The 15,420-nt window shown below is 61.2% G+C and carries 17 protein-coding genes and 1 pseudogene; 13 read left to right on the forward strand and 5 right to left on the reverse strand.

From position 1 onward, the window contains the following. Positions 1 to 52: 52 nt before the first annotated feature. Positions 53 to 693: pseudogene (locus AB1286_RS21900) on the reverse strand (DDE-type integrase/transposase/recombinase); the annotation flags it as partial. An 84-nt stretch (positions 694 to 777) separates the two neighbouring features. On the opposite strand from AB1286_RS21900, the gene AB1286_RS21905 reads away from it, so the two are divergent. Then, positions 778 to 1,029: a hypothetical protein gene (locus tag AB1286_RS21905; protein ID WP_430365349.1), complete on the forward strand. Its 252-nt coding sequence runs from the start codon at positions 778 to 780 to the stop codon at positions 1,027 to 1,029. A gap of 318 nt (positions 1,030 to 1,347) precedes the next feature. On the opposite strand, the gene AB1286_RS21910 is transcribed toward AB1286_RS21905, so the two are convergent. Further along, on the reverse strand, positions 1,348 to 2,079 hold the full coding sequence (locus AB1286_RS21910) for an SDR family NAD(P)-dependent oxidoreductase (RefSeq protein WP_430365350.1): 732 nt from the start codon (positions 2,077 to 2,079) through the stop codon (positions 1,348 to 1,350). A 138-nt stretch (positions 2,080 to 2,217) separates the two neighbouring features. Between AB1286_RS21910 and AB1286_RS21915 the strand changes: the two genes are divergently transcribed. Then, positions 2,218 to 2,826, forward strand: coding sequence for a TetR family transcriptional regulator (locus tag AB1286_RS21915; RefSeq protein WP_430365351.1), 609 nt, complete (start codon positions 2,218 to 2,220; stop codon positions 2,824 to 2,826). Positions 2,827 to 2,828: 2 nt separating this feature from the next. Here AB1286_RS21915 and AB1286_RS21920 read toward each other — a convergent pair whose 3' ends face one another. The 3 genes from AB1286_RS21920 to AB1286_RS21930 form a co-directional block, all read right to left on the reverse strand. Beyond that, positions 2,829 to 3,164, reverse strand: a complete 336-nt coding sequence (locus tag AB1286_RS21920; RefSeq protein WP_430365352.1) for a carboxymuconolactone decarboxylase family protein — start codon at positions 3,162 to 3,164, stop codon at positions 2,829 to 2,831. Between the two features lie 142 nt (positions 3,165 to 3,306). Further along, positions 3,307 to 4,074, reverse strand: coding sequence for a GntR family transcriptional regulator (locus AB1286_RS21925; RefSeq protein WP_430365353.1), 768 nt, complete (start codon positions 4,072 to 4,074; stop codon positions 3,307 to 3,309). After that, complete coding sequence (locus tag AB1286_RS21930; protein ID WP_430365354.1) at positions 4,071 to 5,768, reverse strand: sigma 54-interacting transcriptional regulator; 1,698 nt, start codon at positions 5,766 to 5,768, stop codon at positions 4,071 to 4,073. The genes AB1286_RS21925 and AB1286_RS21930 overlap by 4 nt, the downstream gene beginning before the upstream one ends. A 298-nt stretch (positions 5,769 to 6,066) precedes the next feature. On the opposite strand from AB1286_RS21930, the gene AB1286_RS21935 reads away from it, so the two are divergent. From AB1286_RS21935 to AB1286_RS21985, 11 genes are all read left to right on the forward strand, one after another. After that, a complete protein-coding gene (locus tag AB1286_RS21935; protein WP_430365355.1) occupies positions 6,067 to 6,309 on the forward strand; it encodes a phenol hydroxylase subunit in 243 nt (80 codons plus the stop codon). Next, positions 6,306 to 7,301, forward strand: a complete 996-nt coding sequence (locus tag AB1286_RS21940) for an aromatic/alkene monooxygenase hydroxylase subunit beta (RefSeq protein ID WP_430365356.1) — start codon at positions 6,306 to 6,308, stop codon at positions 7,299 to 7,301. Before AB1286_RS21935 ends, AB1286_RS21940 begins: the two co-directional genes overlap by 4 nt. Positions 7,302 to 7,332: 31 nt before the next feature. Next, positions 7,333 to 7,602 carry an MmoB/DmpM family protein gene (locus tag AB1286_RS21945; protein ID WP_430365357.1) on the forward strand — a complete coding sequence of 90 codons (270 nt, stop codon included), beginning with the start codon at positions 7,333 to 7,335 and terminating at the stop codon, positions 7,600 to 7,602. Between the two features lie 34 nt (positions 7,603 to 7,636). Next, positions 7,637 to 9,184 carry an aromatic/alkene/methane monooxygenase hydroxylase/oxygenase subunit alpha gene (locus tag AB1286_RS21950; RefSeq protein ID WP_430365358.1) on the forward strand — a complete coding sequence of 516 codons (1,548 nt, stop codon included), beginning with the start codon at positions 7,637 to 7,639 and terminating at the stop codon, positions 9,182 to 9,184. A 15-nt stretch (positions 9,185 to 9,199) separates the two neighbouring features. Then, complete coding sequence (locus AB1286_RS21955; protein ID WP_430365359.1) at positions 9,200 to 9,556, forward strand: phenol hydroxylase subunit P4; 357 nt, start codon at positions 9,200 to 9,202, stop codon at positions 9,554 to 9,556. A 76-nt stretch (positions 9,557 to 9,632) separates the two neighbouring features. Then, complete coding sequence (locus AB1286_RS21960) at positions 9,633 to 10,700, forward strand: NADH:ubiquinone reductase (Na(+)-transporting) subunit F (protein WP_430365360.1); 1,068 nt, start codon at positions 9,633 to 9,635, stop codon at positions 10,698 to 10,700. Between the two features lies 1 nt (position 10,701). Continuing rightward, entirely contained in the window at positions 10,702 to 11,052 is a 351-nt protein-coding gene (locus AB1286_RS21965; RefSeq protein ID WP_430365361.1) for a 2Fe-2S iron-sulfur cluster-binding protein, read from the forward strand. A gap of 27 nt (positions 11,053 to 11,079) precedes the next feature. Continuing rightward, positions 11,080 to 12,024 (forward strand): catechol 2,3-dioxygenase, encoded by a 945-nt coding sequence (locus AB1286_RS21970; protein WP_430365362.1) that lies wholly within the window; start codon positions 11,080 to 11,082, stop codon positions 12,022 to 12,024. Between the two features lie 107 nt (positions 12,025 to 12,131). Beyond that, complete coding sequence (locus AB1286_RS21975) at positions 12,132 to 13,643, forward strand: 2-hydroxymuconic semialdehyde dehydrogenase (RefSeq protein ID WP_430365363.1); 1,512 nt, start codon at positions 12,132 to 12,134, stop codon at positions 13,641 to 13,643. Between the two features lie 34 nt (positions 13,644 to 13,677). Continuing rightward, the gene (gene dmpE, locus AB1286_RS21980; RefSeq protein WP_430365364.1) at positions 13,678 to 14,460 is read left to right on the forward strand and encodes a 2-oxopent-4-enoate hydratase; all 783 of its coding nucleotides are present in this window, start codon (positions 13,678 to 13,680) and stop codon (positions 14,458 to 14,460) included. Positions 14,461 to 14,489: 29 nt separating this feature from the next. Next, on the forward strand, positions 14,490 to 15,413 hold the full coding sequence (locus tag AB1286_RS21985; RefSeq protein WP_430365365.1) for an acetaldehyde dehydrogenase (acetylating): 924 nt from the start codon (positions 14,490 to 14,492) through the stop codon (positions 15,411 to 15,413). Positions 15,414 to 15,420: the final 7 nt, after the last annotated feature.

Below are 15,420 nucleotides of genomic sequence, written 5' to 3' on the forward strand. Positions count from 1 at the left end.
ACGGGGGTGGTGAGGTAATCCCCCCGCTTTTAACGCGAGTCAGAAGTAGAGACTATGCCGCCGCCATGAGCCGTTGTTTCCGCGTCACGCCGCCAAGGCCCGTGTTAGGGCGCTCGTGATTGTATTGCCACTTCCGTTCGGTCGCGAAGTGCTGCACATGCCCAAGATCGTCCCAGTAGTACTGCGATAGCCACTCGTAGCGCACAGTTCTGCTGCGGCTTGCCATGCTGAATGTAGTTCAACGCGATGCCATGCCTTGCAGCCCATTGCGTGACCGCATCGCTCAGGTACTTCGGCCCGTTATCGCACCGTATCGCGATCGGCCGTCCTCGCCAGCCGATGATCGGCTCCAGGACCCGGATGACGCGCACAGAGGGGAGCGAGAAGTCGATCTAGATGCCTAACGCTTCGCGGTTAAAGTCGTCTATCACGTTTAACAGCCGGATACTGCGGCCAGTCCTTCAACTGGCCGTGCATGAAGTCCATCGACCATACCGCATTCACCGATGCCGGTACGATCAACGGCTCCGGCGCCTGCCGCACAAGCCGTTTGCGATGCTTGATGCGCAGGTTCAGTTCCAGTTCTCGGTAAATCCGGTACACGCGCTTATGGCTCCAGCCGAAACCCTTCACATTGCGCAGGTACCGAAAACACAGCCCAAAGCCCCAATTGCGATGATTGTCGGTCAGCCGTGTTCCTCCGACCTCGAAGTGCTCAAGAAAATCTAGACGATCACATGAGAGAATGAAGGCCCAAATTCATTGCCGGGAAAGCTCGTGGACCTGCATGTGATTTACACGCGAAGTGATCGAATTCTCGTGTCGCGACGACGGTACGAATCATGGCGGCAGATTCAGGATGAGATCGCTGACTACATGGCCTCACTTGGACCTTGGCCGCCTGAAGAGATGATCGAATACCTCGACGGCGAGCATCCTGGACTCGATCCAAGCGCAACTGAACAGGTCAGCACTTTTTTGGCCTCTGCCGAACCCATTATCGAACTCAAGTTCGCGCGGAACCGCTAGCTTTTCAGGTGTCCCTTTGCGCAAAGCATCGACCAGAAGAGGTGTTGAGCTTGCGCACGTTTGCACACAGCCTCGGTCGCCTCATGCCTTTTGCATCGAGGACCCACCGATGCGATTGGCTCGCTCTGTCGTCGGGCGCTAGCCGGCCAGTTCCAGCCGTTCGACGTAGTCGTTGCATAGCCATTCTCGGGACCGGTCGTTTCCAGTAAGAGACATTGAGACGACCGGGGATGGGTATCAAACGGGCGGAGCTAAGAGCTTTCAAGTACGCCAGTTAGCTGCCAGTGGGAGATTAAGCTCGTCGGGCCGAGCTATCGATCACCATGGGGTGACGCCACCCGGTTCCACGAAAGTGCCGGAAACGGCATCATCATCAAGCAGGGCGTACTTCACTGGAAGCTTCGCCCCTTCTTCGGGCGTCATGAAGCCCGTGTGGCCGGTAAGGTCCGTTCTCACATAGCCCGGACTTACGGAATTAACCAGGATTGCGGTTTCCTTAAGTTCTTCCGCCATTTGCACCGTGAGCATGTTAACCGCTGCTTTCGATGCGTTATAGCCAATCAGCCTCGCAGAATAATAAGGAGACGCAGGATCGCCGTTCAGCGTCAACGAGCCGAGCGAGCTCGACAGATTCACAATCCGCGCGGCGGACGATTTGTGCAGCAGGGGCAGCATTGCTTGCGTGACCGCCAAGGTGCCAATGAAGTTCGTCTCTAGTATCCGCTTCGCAGCGTCGGGCGACGCCGTGCTGGGCGGCCCGTCGGCTGCGTCGACGATGCCGGCATTGTTGACGAGGATGTCCAGCTTGCCGTGTTTTGTCAGAATGCTGTCGGCTGCGGCAGCGATGCTCGCCTTGTCGTCGATGTTGAGCGGCACTGCTTCCACACTAAGCCCCTGCGAAGACAAGTCATCGACGGCGACACCCGCGCGCTGCGCATTGCGAACGCCGAGAACAACATGAACGCCAGCTTGAGCAAGTTGTCGTGCAATCTCCAACCCAATGCCTTTGTTGGCGCCTGTGACCAGTGCGATCCGATTGGTGCTGCTCATTAGTGAACCCTTCCGAGTTGTCTGCAAGCAGTCATCTTATGAAGTAATCTTCAGTTTTTCTATTCGCTTATGGCCTCTCGCACAACGTCTCGCCTAACCCCTCGTAGGAAGCCGCGTCAGGCGCGTGCGGCGGTGACTGTGGATGCAGTTTTTGAAGCGACTATTCAGGTTTTGCTGGTCTTTGGACCACGTCGCCTAACGACAACGCGGGTCGCCGAGCGCGCGGGTGTGTCCGTCGGCACTTTGTATCAATACTTCCCGAACAAGCAGGCATTGTTCTATGCGTTGAACGAGCGGTACCTGGAGGCGCTGGCCGAGCGCATCGAATGCGCCTGTCTCGCACAACACGGCGGACCAATTGAAACGATGATCCAAGCGCTCGTGGACACTTACTGGAAAGCAAAAACCGAGCGTGCCGACGTAACGCGAGCCCTTTATCAATCCGTTGCCGAGATCGACAACGGTCCTCTGATCGAAGCATTCGGGCGCCGGGTCGATGCCGCGACTACTGCGATGTTCGCATCCTCTAAAACCGTCGTTGAGAATTTGGCGACCGTCAATCTCACACTGGTGACGACGATCTTCGGTACTGTGCGGAGCGTTTTCGAGCGCAATCTTCGTCCGGCGGAAGGCGAGGCCGTGCGTCAAGAACTGATTTCCATGTGTGTCGCCTACACGGCCGCTCTCGGAACGCCGCCGGCAGGGACCATAGTTGAAACCTCCTTGGCTTCGCAAGAGCGTGGGTGACTTCAGTCGTGTGCCACTGCTTTATTCTCGGCTAGCGAGGGCAGGCGTCGATACCTTGAAGCCGTCGAGGTCGGTATGTACGATGTGGTTGGTGTAGTTCTCATCACCTTGGTCGCGACGCCCAGAATCACTTCGAGGACGTTTTGACGGGGGTAACCGGCGGAGAGAAACGCGTCGACCTCGGCGTCCGGGACGAAGCCACGCTCACGCACGACGAACGTTGCGAAGCGATGCAGCGCTTCGAGCTTTGCATCGGGCGGCGGCGTGCCGGCGCGCAGCGTGGCGATCACGCCTGCACCCATCTTGATCATCTTCGCCAGCGTGCTGTGACCCGCCATGCAGTAGTGGCAGTTGTTCTCTACGTTGCGCCAGGACGCGTTCGGTTCGATCGATGCCGACGGTCTAGTCCGAAATCGCCATGGCGGCAAGCGAAGGTAATGCCTAAATGCCGCGCGGAGCGCACCCCCAACGCCGCTCATGTCATGCAAACGGCAACGTCCCCGGCGGCGCTCTTCTAACTGTCGCCAGCGTCGTGCCGATGTGGTCCTCGAGCGCCAGTGCGGCGCGCGCATCGGCCCGTTGCATGGCGGCTTCGAAGATGCAGGCATGTTCTTCGTGGACGTTGCGCCGGCTATCCTCGAGTCCGATGCACAGGCGCCGATAACGCTCCCCGTGCTGCGACAAGATCCGCAGGATCAAGTAAGTCCACGGCGACGCAGCCGCCGAGATCAACGCTTCGTGAAATCGCTTGTTGTACGCCTCCCACGTGCTTCGATTCTCGATGGAAACCGGTTGCTCGACGGCGGATAAGAGCTCGAAGCTCCGGCGCACGCGCTGTTCCCAGGCATCGTCGCCGCGCCGCACCGATTCGCGCAGCGCATCCACCTCAATGTGGATGCGCAAACGCGTGATGTCTTCGAGGTCGGCGAGCGACATCGGCGTGACGCGGAAGCCGCGTTGCCCTTCGGCGACGACAAGCGCGTCGCTAACAAGCCGGGTCAGTGCCTCGCGCAATGTGCCCGCTCCGACGCTATAAACATCCTTCAGGTGCTCCACGCGCAACTTGGTGCCGGGCGGGTATCGACCGTCGATGATGTGCTGCCGTAACTCGTGATAGGCCTGCTCGCCGAGGGTGCGTGCTTGACCACCCGCTTCGGTGGCGATCGTGGAGGCCTCCGATGGGTGCGCTGTCTCGTATTCGCCGAGGTCCGCGGCGCTGAAAAGCTGACCGAGAGCTGGGTGCTTCATGATGGATCGCCTCCCTTGTCTTGATCGCGGCTGAGCCGATAACTCAGTTGCGGTCGCGTGAGCCCGAGCATGCGTGCGGCGGCGGATAAGTTTCCGCTTGCTTGGCTCACGGCCTCGCGCAGTAGCGCACGCTCAAGCCCCTCCAGTCCTTCGCCGCTGCTTTGCAATTGACTCAGCAGCGCTTCGCAGTCGAACGAAGCCGCACCGCCTTCGGCGATCTGCCCTTGCTGATCGACACCGGCGCCGACGGGCAGTCCCATGCCCGGAAAAAGCTCTCGCGCTTCGACGGGCCGGTTGGGCTTCGACAAAATGACCGCGCGCTCGATCAAGTTCTCCAATTCGCGGACGTTGCCGGGCCACGCGTATCCGCGCAGCGCATCGCGGGCGTGATCGCTCAAAGTGGGCGGCGGTTTGCCGTGCATGCGCGCAAAGCGCTCCAGCATCGCTTGGGCCAGTGGCTCGATATCGTCGCGGCGTTCGCGCAGCGCGGGAATCGCTACGGGGTAGACATTGATTCGATAGAACAGGTCGGCACGAAAGCGTCCTTCCTGGACGGCCCGGCTCAGATCCTGATTGGTGGCGGCGACCAGGCGTACGTCGACCTTGCGCGCCTGCGTCGAGCCCAGTCGTTCGACTTCACCTTCCTGAATGACACGCAGCAGCTTCGCTTGCAGCTCCATCGGCAATTCGCCGATTTCATCGAGAAATAGCGTTCCGCCGTCGGCGCGCTCGAACCGTCCCGCACGCGGGGCCTGCGATCCCGTATAAGCGCCTTTCTCGGCGCCGAACAATTCCGACTCGATCAACGCATGTGGAATCGCGGCGCAATTCACGGCGACGAACGCTTCACTTGCGCGCGGGCTCAACGTATGCAGCGCACGCGCGAAGCGCTCCTTGCCCACCCCCGTTTCGCCGGTAAGCAAGACGGTCACCTTCGTCGGCGCCGCCGTTCTCAGTAATTCATAAGCGGTCCTAAACGCTTCGGAGCGGCCGATCAAATCGGTTCGATCGGCATCGGGCATCACTTCTTGGCGCAGCGTCTCGACTTCGGTCTGTAGATGTTCGATCGTACTGAGCAGCGAGTCCGGCTTGAACCATGAGGCCAACTCGTCGGCGTCGGGCCATTGTTCGAGCGGTTTGCCGACGATTCGGCAATGCGCATCGCCCTTGCCCATGCAAGCCGTTTCCTTGAACAAGATGGTGCGGCCCATGAACGCGCTCGTGTATCCCGAGGCATAGCCGATCAACATCCAGCAGACCGGCTCGGCTTGCAGCCCGTAGTTGTGCTTGTGGACCTCGGCTTCCCACGAGTGCTCCCAATCGTATTCGCCGTCGAACGCGCCCGTTTCGGGATCGGCGCTAAAGCGCAGCGGCGTCACGCGCACGGCCCCTTCCAGCATATGCAGTTGCGGGCCGACGGCGAACATGTCGCTAAGCGAGGCGTTGCCGCGGATCTCGCGCGCGAGCGCCGCATCGCGCTCCCCCGCGGCAAAGCCGGCACGCGTGAAGCATCGACGCGTTTGCGCGGGCCCCACGTTCTCGATCATCTCCTTTCGCAACGCGGCGAGCGCGGCCGTATGAAGAAGCACCATGCGCTGCCCGGCCAACCAGATGCGGCCGTCTTCCGTCGAAAAATGGATGAGCCGCCGTAGGTCCGCATCGGACGGATACGCGCTGGGTTTCCGAGTGGTCATGCCGCCTGCTCCATCGAGATTTTGCGAAAACAAGCCTTCGTCGTGCGATAGGGGCGTTGAATTCACGATTTCATCAAACGCCCCAGACGGTGTTGATCAAAACATAAAAACCGCTTCGAAATCAATGTTCTGACGAGGCGTTTAGGTGACGAAAGATGTTCGGGTTAACCGCGATTCTGCGCCGAAAGCGGGTCCCTGACGTCAGTGCTTTCCCCTAATTTCTCGAGATTTTCGGTGCCACGCCTGCCGAATGGCACGCTTGCTGCATTGATGGTCCCGCACGGAGGAGACACCCGCTATGCACAACGATTCGGTACCCACGCGGGCCGGCACGGACGTATTCGACCCGACCCGCAAGTTCGTCAAAGTGACCCGCGTCAATTCGCGCGGCTTCGTGGAATTCGAGTTTGCCGTCGGCATTCCCGAGCTGTGCGTCGAACTCATGTTGCCGAGCGACGCATTCGAAGCGTTTTGCCGCGCACAGGATGTCGTGATGCTCGATACGGAAGGCGAACCCATCTTCAGCAGGAGCAAGCAGTGACCATCGATCTGAAAACAGTGGACATCAAGCCGCTGCGCAACACCTTTGCCCACGTCGCCGGGCAGATAGGCGGAGACAAAGCGGCATCGCGTTATCAAGAAGGCACGATGGGCGCGCAGCCCGCCGCGAACTTCCACTATCGCCCGACCTGGGATCCGCAACACGAGCTGTTCGATACGGCACGCACCGCGATCGAGCTTGCGAACTGGTATGCGCTGAAAGACCCGCGCCAGTTCTACTACGCATCGTGGACCACGACACGTGCGCGTCAGCAGGACACGATGGAGGCGAATTTCGACTTCGTCGAATCGCGCCGGATGATCGATGCGATGTCCGACGAGCTCGTTCACCTTACGCAGCAGGTACTCGTGCCTTTGCGCCACGTGGCCTGGGGCGCGAACATGAACAACTCGCAGATTTGCGCGCTCGGCTACGGGACCGCATTCACGGCGCCCGCGATGTTCCATGCGATGGACAACCTAGGCGTCGCGCAGTATCTGACGCGGCTCGCCCTGACGATGTCGGGCCCGGACGCGCTCGACGAAGCCAAGCAAGCCTGGATGCAGGCGGCAACTTGGCAGCCGCTGCGCCGCTATGTGGAAGACACGCTCGTGCTGGCCGACCCCGTGGAGCTTTTCGTCGCACAAAACCTCGTTCTCGACGGCCTGCTGTACCCGCTCGTCTACGAGCGCTTCGTCGACGAGCACGTGGCGTTGGCCGGCGGCAGCGCGGTCGCGATGCTCACGGCCTTCATGCCCGAATGGCACGACGAATCGAGCCGCTGGGTGGATGCGGTCGTCAAAACGATGGCGGCCGAGTCGGAGCGGAACAAAGTGCAATTGACTCGCTGGCTGCAAACCTGGGAAGCACGTGCGACCGAAGCGTTGCTTCCGCTCGCGGAGCTTGCATTCCCCGCGAGCAGTGCGGCCATGCTCGACGAAGCGCGCGAGCAATGGCGCGGGCGTATCGCGAAGCTGGGTCTTGCGATCTGATTAGCAGTCCTTATCGATTAGGAAGAGAAGCATGTCCAATGTGTTTATCGCCTTTCAGGCCAACGAGGAGTCCCGGCCGGTCGTCGAAGCGATTCTCGCCGACAACCCCGGCGCGGTCGCGATCGAATCGCCGGCCATGGTGAAGATCGATGCGCCCGGGCGTTTGACGATCCGTCGCGAAACCATCGAAAACCTGACCGGATCGCGGTTCGACCTCCAGCAGCTTCACGTGAACCTGATCACGCTCTCAGGCCATATCGACGAGGACGACGATCAATTGACGCTGAGCTGGACGAACTGAAGCATTCGATATCGAACATAGTAAGGAGACACGAATGGACACGCCTGTGCTGAAGAAAAAGCTCGGCCTGAAAGAGCGCTACGCGGCAATGACGCGCGGCCTCGGCTGGGAGACGACTTATCAACCGATGGAGCAGGTGTTCCCGTACGATCGGTACGAGGGCATCAAGATCCACGATTGGGACAAATGGGTCGATCCGTTTCGCCTCACGATGGATGCGTACTGGAAGTATCAGGGCGAAAAGGAGAAAAAGCTCTACGCCGTCATCGACGCGTTCACGCAGAACAACGCATTTCTCGGCGTGACCGATGCGCGCTACATCAACGCGCTGAAGCTCTTCATTCAAGGCGTGACGCCGCTCGAGTACTACGCCCATCGAGGTTTCGCACACGTGGGCCGGCACTTCACGGGCGAAGGCGCGCGCGTGGCTTGTCAAATGCAGTCGATCGACGAGTTGCGGCACTACCAAACCGAAACGCATGCCATGTCGACTTACAACAAGTTCTTCAATGGGATGCACCACTCGAACCATTGGTTCGATCGCGTCTGGTACCTGTCCGTGCCGAAGTCGTTCTTCGAAGACGCTTGCACCGCCGGTCCGTTCGAGTTTCTGACGGCCGTCAGCTTCTCGTTCGAGTACGTGCTGACGAACCTGCTGTTCGTCCCGTTCATGTCGGGCGCCGCGTACAACGGCGATATGTCGACGGTGACGTTCGGCTTCTCGGCCCAATCGGACGAGTCGCGCCACATGACGCTCGGCATCGAGTGCATCAAGTTCCTGCTCGAACAAGACCCGCAGAACGTGCCGATCGTGCAGCGCTGGATCGACAAATGGTTTTGGCGCGGTTATCGCCTGCTTACGCTGGTTGCGATGATGATGGACTACATGCAGCCCAAGCGTGTCATGAGCTGGAAGGAAGCATGGGAAATGTACGCCGAGCAAAACGGCGGCGCGCTGTTCAAAGACCTCGCCCGTTACGGCATCCGCGAACCCAAGGGCTGGAAAGACGCCTGCGAAGGCAAGGATCACCTTAGCCATCAAGCGTGGGCCACGTTCTACGCGTTCGGCGCCGCCGCGCCGTTTCATACCTGGTTGCCGCGCCAAGACGAAATGGCATGGCTCTCGGCTAAGTATCCGGAGAGCTTCGACCAGCTCTACCGGCCGCGCCTGGAGTATTGGGGCGAACGTGCCGATGCCGACGAGCGCTTTTACGTCAAGACGTTGCCGATGCTGTGCCAAACCTGCCAGATCCCCATGTTCTTCACGGAGCCGGGCGATGCGACGAAAACGTGTGCGCGCGAATCGAGCTATCTCGGCAATCGCTATCACTTTTGCAGCGATCACTGCAAAGAGATCTTCGAACACGAGCCCGAGAAGTACGTGCAGGCATGGCTGCCCGTGCATCAGATCTATCAGGGCAACTGCTTCAAGCCCGATGTCGATCCGTCCCGAGAGGGTTTCGATCCGCTGGCGGCCGTGCTCGACTACTACGAGGTCGAGGCGCGCGACACCATGGACTTCGAGGGATCGGAGGACCAGAAGAACTTCGCGGCCTGGCGCGGCCAGGCTACCAGCGTCTAACGAAAGGAGACAGTCGTGACCGTCACCGCGCTTAAACCGTACAGCTTTCCGCCTCGAGACACGGTGGAGAAGTTTCCCGCACCGCTCGTCTATGTCGGGTGGGAAGACCACTTGATGTTCCCTGCGCCGTTCTGTTTGCCGCTGCCGCCGGATACGCCGTTCGGCGCTTTGACCGCGCAGATCCTGCCGTCGATTTACGGCAGCCACCCCGACTTCGCGCGGATCGATTGGAGCGGGGCGCAATGGACGATGGGCGGCGAGCCGTTCACCCCGAGTCCCGAGAAGTCGCTCGCGGAAAACGGCATCGGACACAAGACGCTGATCCGTTTCCGCACGCCTGGGCTGAACGGGATCAAGGGTTCTTGCAGCTAATGGATTCACCCTGCGTGAGCGAACCGGCCGCGCGAACGCGCCGGTTCGCGATCGCAAATTGACGTATCGATTCATCATGAGCCATCAACTGACCATCGAGCCCTTGGGCGCGACCATCGAAGTCGAGGACGGACAAACCATCCTCGATGCCGCGCTGCGCCAGGGAATCTACATACCGCATGCCTGCGGACACGGATTGTGCGGGACTTGCAAGATCGAAGTGCTCGAGGGTGAGGTCGATCTCGGCAATGCCAATCCCTTCGCGCTCATGGATTTCGAACGCGAGGAACGCAAGGCGCTCGCCTGTTGCGCGACGCTCGAGGCCGATACGGTGATCGAAGCCGACGTCGAGGAAGACGCCGATGCGCAAACCATCCCTGTGAAGGACTTCACCGCGGAAGTGACGCGCATCGTCGAGTTGACGCCGACGATCAAGGCGATTCACCTGCGCCTGAGCGAGCCGCTTCATTTCCAAGCAGGCCAGTACGTCCAATTGGAAATCCCCGGCATGCAAGAGCGGCGCGCGTTCTCGATCGCGAACTCGCCGGCCGATGTGCAGGCGTCGGGCGAGATCGAGTTGAACGTACGGCGGGTACCCGGCGGCGCCGGGACGGCGTACTTGCACGACGAACTCGCCGTAGGCGATCGGCTCCGGCTTTCCGGGCCGTATGGGCGGTTCTTCGTCCGCAAGTCCGCGCATAGGCCGATGATTTTCATGGCGGGCGGCTCGGGCCTCTCGAGCCCGCGCTCGATGATTCTCGATCTGCTCCAAAGCGGATGCACGGAGCCCATCACGCTGGTCTATGGGCAGCGCAACGCGGCCGAACTCTATTACGACGACGACTTCCGCGAACTGAGCCGCCGCTATAGCAATTTCACCTATGTACCCGCGTTATCGGAAACCACAGACGCGGCCTGCCCGGGAGAGATCGCGCACGGCTTCGTTCACGAAGCGGCGCGCGCGCACTTCGACAACAGCTTCGCCGGACACCAAGCGTATTTGTGCGGGCCGCCGGCCATGATCGACGCCTGCATTACGACGCTTATGCAGGGCCGCCTGTTCGAGAGCGACATCTACCACGAGAAATTCATTTCGGCCGCGGATGCGCAGCAAATGCGCAGCCCGCTTTTCAGAAAGGTGTGACGTGGATGCAGCCGACACGAAAGTCGCCGTAACGATTGCGCAAACGGGCGAGCGTTATAGCTGCTCGGGGCACGAGTCGCTGCTCGCGGGTATGGCGAAGCTCGGGCGCCGCGGCATTCCGGTCGGTTGCCTGAACGGCGGCTGCGGGGTGTGCAAGGTTCGCGTGCTGCATGGCGAAGTGCGCAAGCTTGGGCCCGTTAGCCGCGCGCACGTCACGGTGGACGAGGAGCAAGCCGGCTACTCGCTCGCGTGCCGGATCGCGCCGTGCGGCGGCGATTTGGAACTCGAGGTGGCGGGCAAGATGCAAAAACCGTTTTTCAAGGGATTCGCGCAGCGCGAATCCCAAGCATAGATAAACCGGAGAAGGAGGAGAGCCATCATGGGTGTAATGCGGATCGGCCACGCGAAGCTGCGGGTCATGGATATGAATGCGGCGCTCAAGCACTACCAGGACGTGCTTGGCCTGAAGGAGACGATGCGCGACAGCAACGGCGACGTCTATTTGAAATGCTGGGACGAGTGGGACAAGTATTCGCTGATTCTGACGTCCGCCGACCAAGCGGGCCTCGATCACGTGGCCTACAAGGTCGAGCACGAGGAGGATTTGGAGGCGCTGCGCCAGCGGATCGAGGCGTACGGGATCGAGACGCGCATGCTGCCCGAGGGCACGCTGCCGGCCACCGGTCGCATGCTCGAGTTCAAGCTTCCGAGCGGCCACGTCATGCGTTTGTACGCCTACAAGGAGCAAGTGGGTACGGAGGTGGGTTCGCTGAACCCCGATCCGTGGCCCGACGACGTGAAGGGCTCCGCCGTGCACTGGCTCGATCATTGTCTGTTGATGTGCGAGCTCGACCCCGAGAAGGGCATCAACCGCGTGGCCGAGAACACGCAGTTCATGAAGACGTGTCTGGACTTCTACTTGTCGGAACAAGTGATGGTTGGCCCGGGCAATAGCATTCAAGCCGCCGCGTGGCTGTTCCGCAGCACGACGCCGCATGACATCGCGTTCGTCGGTGGACCGACGAACGGTCTGCACCATATCGCGTTCTATCTCGACGATTGGGCCGATGTGCTGAAGTCCGCGGACGTGATGGGGAAAAACCGCGTGAAGATCGACGTCGCGCCGACGCGGCACGGCATTACGCGCGGCACGACGATCTATTTCTTCGACCCGAGCGGCAACCGCAACGAAACGTTCGCCGGGCTCGGCTATCTGGCACAACCCGATCGCCCCGTGACGACTTGGACCGAAGAGGACCTGGGGCGCGGCATTTTCTTCCACTCGGGCGAGATCAATGAGGCGTTTACGACCGTCTACACCTGATCGCATGTAACCGCATGCGTGAACGAACGGATGAACCGGCGAACGTTCGCGCATGCAGCGGTACCCCGACGCCTTTCGAGGATCACGATTTCTTCGTTGAAACGACTATGTTGACGACCCCCCCTTCCGCCGTCACGGACGGCGCGGCCGCCGCGCATCGCGGCGTTCGAGAAATCCGCAATTTCATCGGCGGCGAGTACGTCGACGGCGTGCGCTGGTTCGACAAGCGTTCGCCGCTTGACGACGCCGTCATCGGGCGCGTGGCCGAAGCCGGCCGCGAGCAAGTGGACGCCGCCGTACGCGCTGCGCGCTCAGCGCTGCATGGACCTTGGGGCACCATGACCGTCGCCGAGCGCGTGCAAATCCTCTATGCGCTCGCCGACGGTATCAACCGCCGCTTCGACGATTTTCTGTCGGCCGAAATCGCCGATACCGGCAAGCCGGCTAGCCTCGCGCGCCATATCGACATTCCGCGCGGTGCAGCCAATTTCAGAATCTTTGCCGACGTGGTCAAGAACGTTCCGAGCGAGTGCTTCGAAATGGCGACGCCCGACGGTGCCGGCGCGCTCAACTATGCGCTGCGGCGGCCGGTCGGCGTGGTCGGCGTCGTGTGCCCGTGGAATCTTCCTCTGCTGTTGATGACGTGGAAGGTCGGGCCGGCGCTTGCCTGCGGAAACACGGTGGTCGTGAAGCCGTCGGAGGAAACGCCGCAGACGGCGGCGCTGCTCGGCGAGGTTATGAATGAGGCGGGAGTACCGCGCGGCGTCTACAACGTCGTGCATGGTTTCGGCCCCGGCTCGGCGGGGGAATATCTAACGACGCATCCCGGCGTCAACGCCATCACCTTCACGGGCGAAACGCGAACGGGCGCTGCGATCATGAAGGCCGCCGCCGAGGGCGCACGACCCGTGAGTCTCGAGATGGGCGGCAAGAATGCGGCCGTCGTCTTTGCGGATTGCGATTTCGACGCCGCGATCGAAGGCACCCTGCGCTCGTGCTTTGCCAATTCCGGCCAAGTGTGTCTCGGGACGGAGCGTGTTTATGTCGAGCGTCCGATCTTCGATCGCTTCGTCGCGGCGTTGAAACAAGGGGCCGAACGTCTGCGTATCGGCTTGCCGAACGATGAAGCCACCGGCATGGGCCCGCTCATCAGCCAAGAGCATAAGCGCAAGGTCTTGTCGTACTACGCCAAGGCCGTGCAATTGGGCGCGCACGTCGTTACGGGCGGGGGCGTGCCCGACATGCCCGATGAACTTGCGCGCGGCGCTTGGGTTCAGCCGACGATCTGGACGGGCCTGAACGACGACTCGCCGATCGCGAGAGAGGAAATCTTCGGCCCCTGCACGCTCGTCATGCCGTTCGATACGGAAGAGGAAGTGGTGCGCCGAGCCAACGATAACGACTATGGATTGGCCACAGCGGTCTGGACGACAAACCTATCGCGCGCCCATCGGGTGGCGGCCGTGATCGAGGTGGGCATCGCCTGGGTCAACTCGTGGTTCCTGCGCGATCTGCGCACGCCGTTCGGAGGGGCGAAGCAGTCCGGTATCGGCAGGGAAGGCGGCGTGCATTCGCTCGAGTTCTACACCGAATTGAAGAACGTATGCGTGAAGCTTTGACCGGCTCTATCGATTGCACACATCGGAAAAACTCATGGACTCATCATTGATCAACGAGCTCGGCGACAGCCTGTACGCTGCGCTCGCCACGCGTGAAACGCTCGCGCCACTGACCGACCGCTATCCGCAGATGTCGATCGAAGACGCCTATCACGTCCAGCAGCGCATGGTGGGACGTCGGCTCGCGGCCGGGGAAGTCGTCGTCGGCAAGAAGATCGGCGTGACGTCGAAAGCCGTCATGGACATGCTCGGCGTCTATCAGCCCGACTTCGGCTATTTGCTGTCCGGGATGGTCTACGGCGAAGGCGAACAAATCGCGCTCGATACGTTGATTCAACCGAAGGCCGAGGGCGAGATCGCCTTCGTGCTCAAAAAGGATCTGCTCGGCCCCGGGATTACCAACGCGATGGTGCTCGCGGCGACCGAATGCGTGATGCCTTGCTTCGAGATCGTCGATTCGCGTATCCGCAATTGGCAGATCAAGATCCAAGACACGGTGGCCGACAACGCTTCGTGCGGTGTCTTCGTGCTCGGCGACCGCGCGGTGCGTCCCCGCGATGTCGATCTCGCCGTTTGCGGGATGGTGCTCGAGAAGAACGGCGAGGTGATCGGCACGGGCGCGGGCGCGGCGGCGCTCGGATCCCCCGTCAACGCCGTCGCTTGGCTCGCCAATACGCTGGGCCGCCTCGGCATTCCCCTCAAAGCAGGCGAAATCGTGCTCTCGGGTGCGCTCGCCGCGATGGCGACCATTGCGCCGGGGGACGACTTCCGCGTTTCGATCGGCGGCATCGGCGCCTGCTCGGTGCGCTTCGCCTGATCTCATCGACTTTCAGAAGGACATTGCTCATGACTCGGAAAATTCGTTGCGCATTGATCGGCCCCGGCAACATCGGCACCGATTTGCTCGCCAAGCTCTTACGCAGCCCCGTACTCGAACCCGTTTGGATGGTCGGCATCGATCCGGAATCGGACGGCCTCAAGCGCGCCCGGGAGCTGGGAATCAAAACGACCGCAGAAGGTGTCGACGGCCTGCTGCCGCACGTGAAGGCAGACAACATTCAGATCGCGTTCGACGCAACGAGCGCTTACGTGCATGCCGAGAACAGTCGCAAGCTCGTCGAGCTCGGCGTCATGATGATCGATCTCACCCCGGCCGCTATCGGCCCGTATTGCGTGCCGCCCGTGAACTTGCGCGAGCACCTCGGCAAGGGCGAGACGAACGTCAACATGGTGACCTGCGGCGGTCAGGCGACGATTCCGATGGTGTATGCGGTCTCGCGCGTGCAGCCGCTCGACTATGCCGAAATCATTGCCACGGTGTCGTCGCGCTCGGCGGGCCCCGGCACGCGCAAGAACATCGACGAATTCACGCGTACGACCTCGGCGGCCGTAGCCAAAGTGGGTGGCGCCAAGCGCGGCAAGGCGATCATCGTCATCAATCCGGCCGAGCCGCCGCTGATCATGCGCGACACCGTCCACTGTCTGACCGAAGGCGAGCCCGATCAAGCACGCATCACCGAATCGATCCACGCGATGGTGGCGGAAGTTCAACGCTACGTGCCCGGCTACCGGCTCGTGAACGGTCCCGTGTTCGACGGCAATCGCGTGTCGGTCTATTTGGAAGTGGCGGGCCTTGGCGACTACCTGCCGCGCTACGCGGGCAATCTCGACATCATGACTGCGGCGGCCGCTCGCACGGCCGAAATGTTCGCCGAACAATTGCTGGGTGACCAACCGACGCTCGCCGCGGCGGAGCGCGAAACCGCCTGATCGGGTC

The sequence above is a fragment of the Trinickia sp. NRRL B-1857 genome, from assembly GCF_050470685.1.
Lineage (GTDB): Bacteria > Pseudomonadota > Gammaproteobacteria > Burkholderiales > Burkholderiaceae > Trinickia.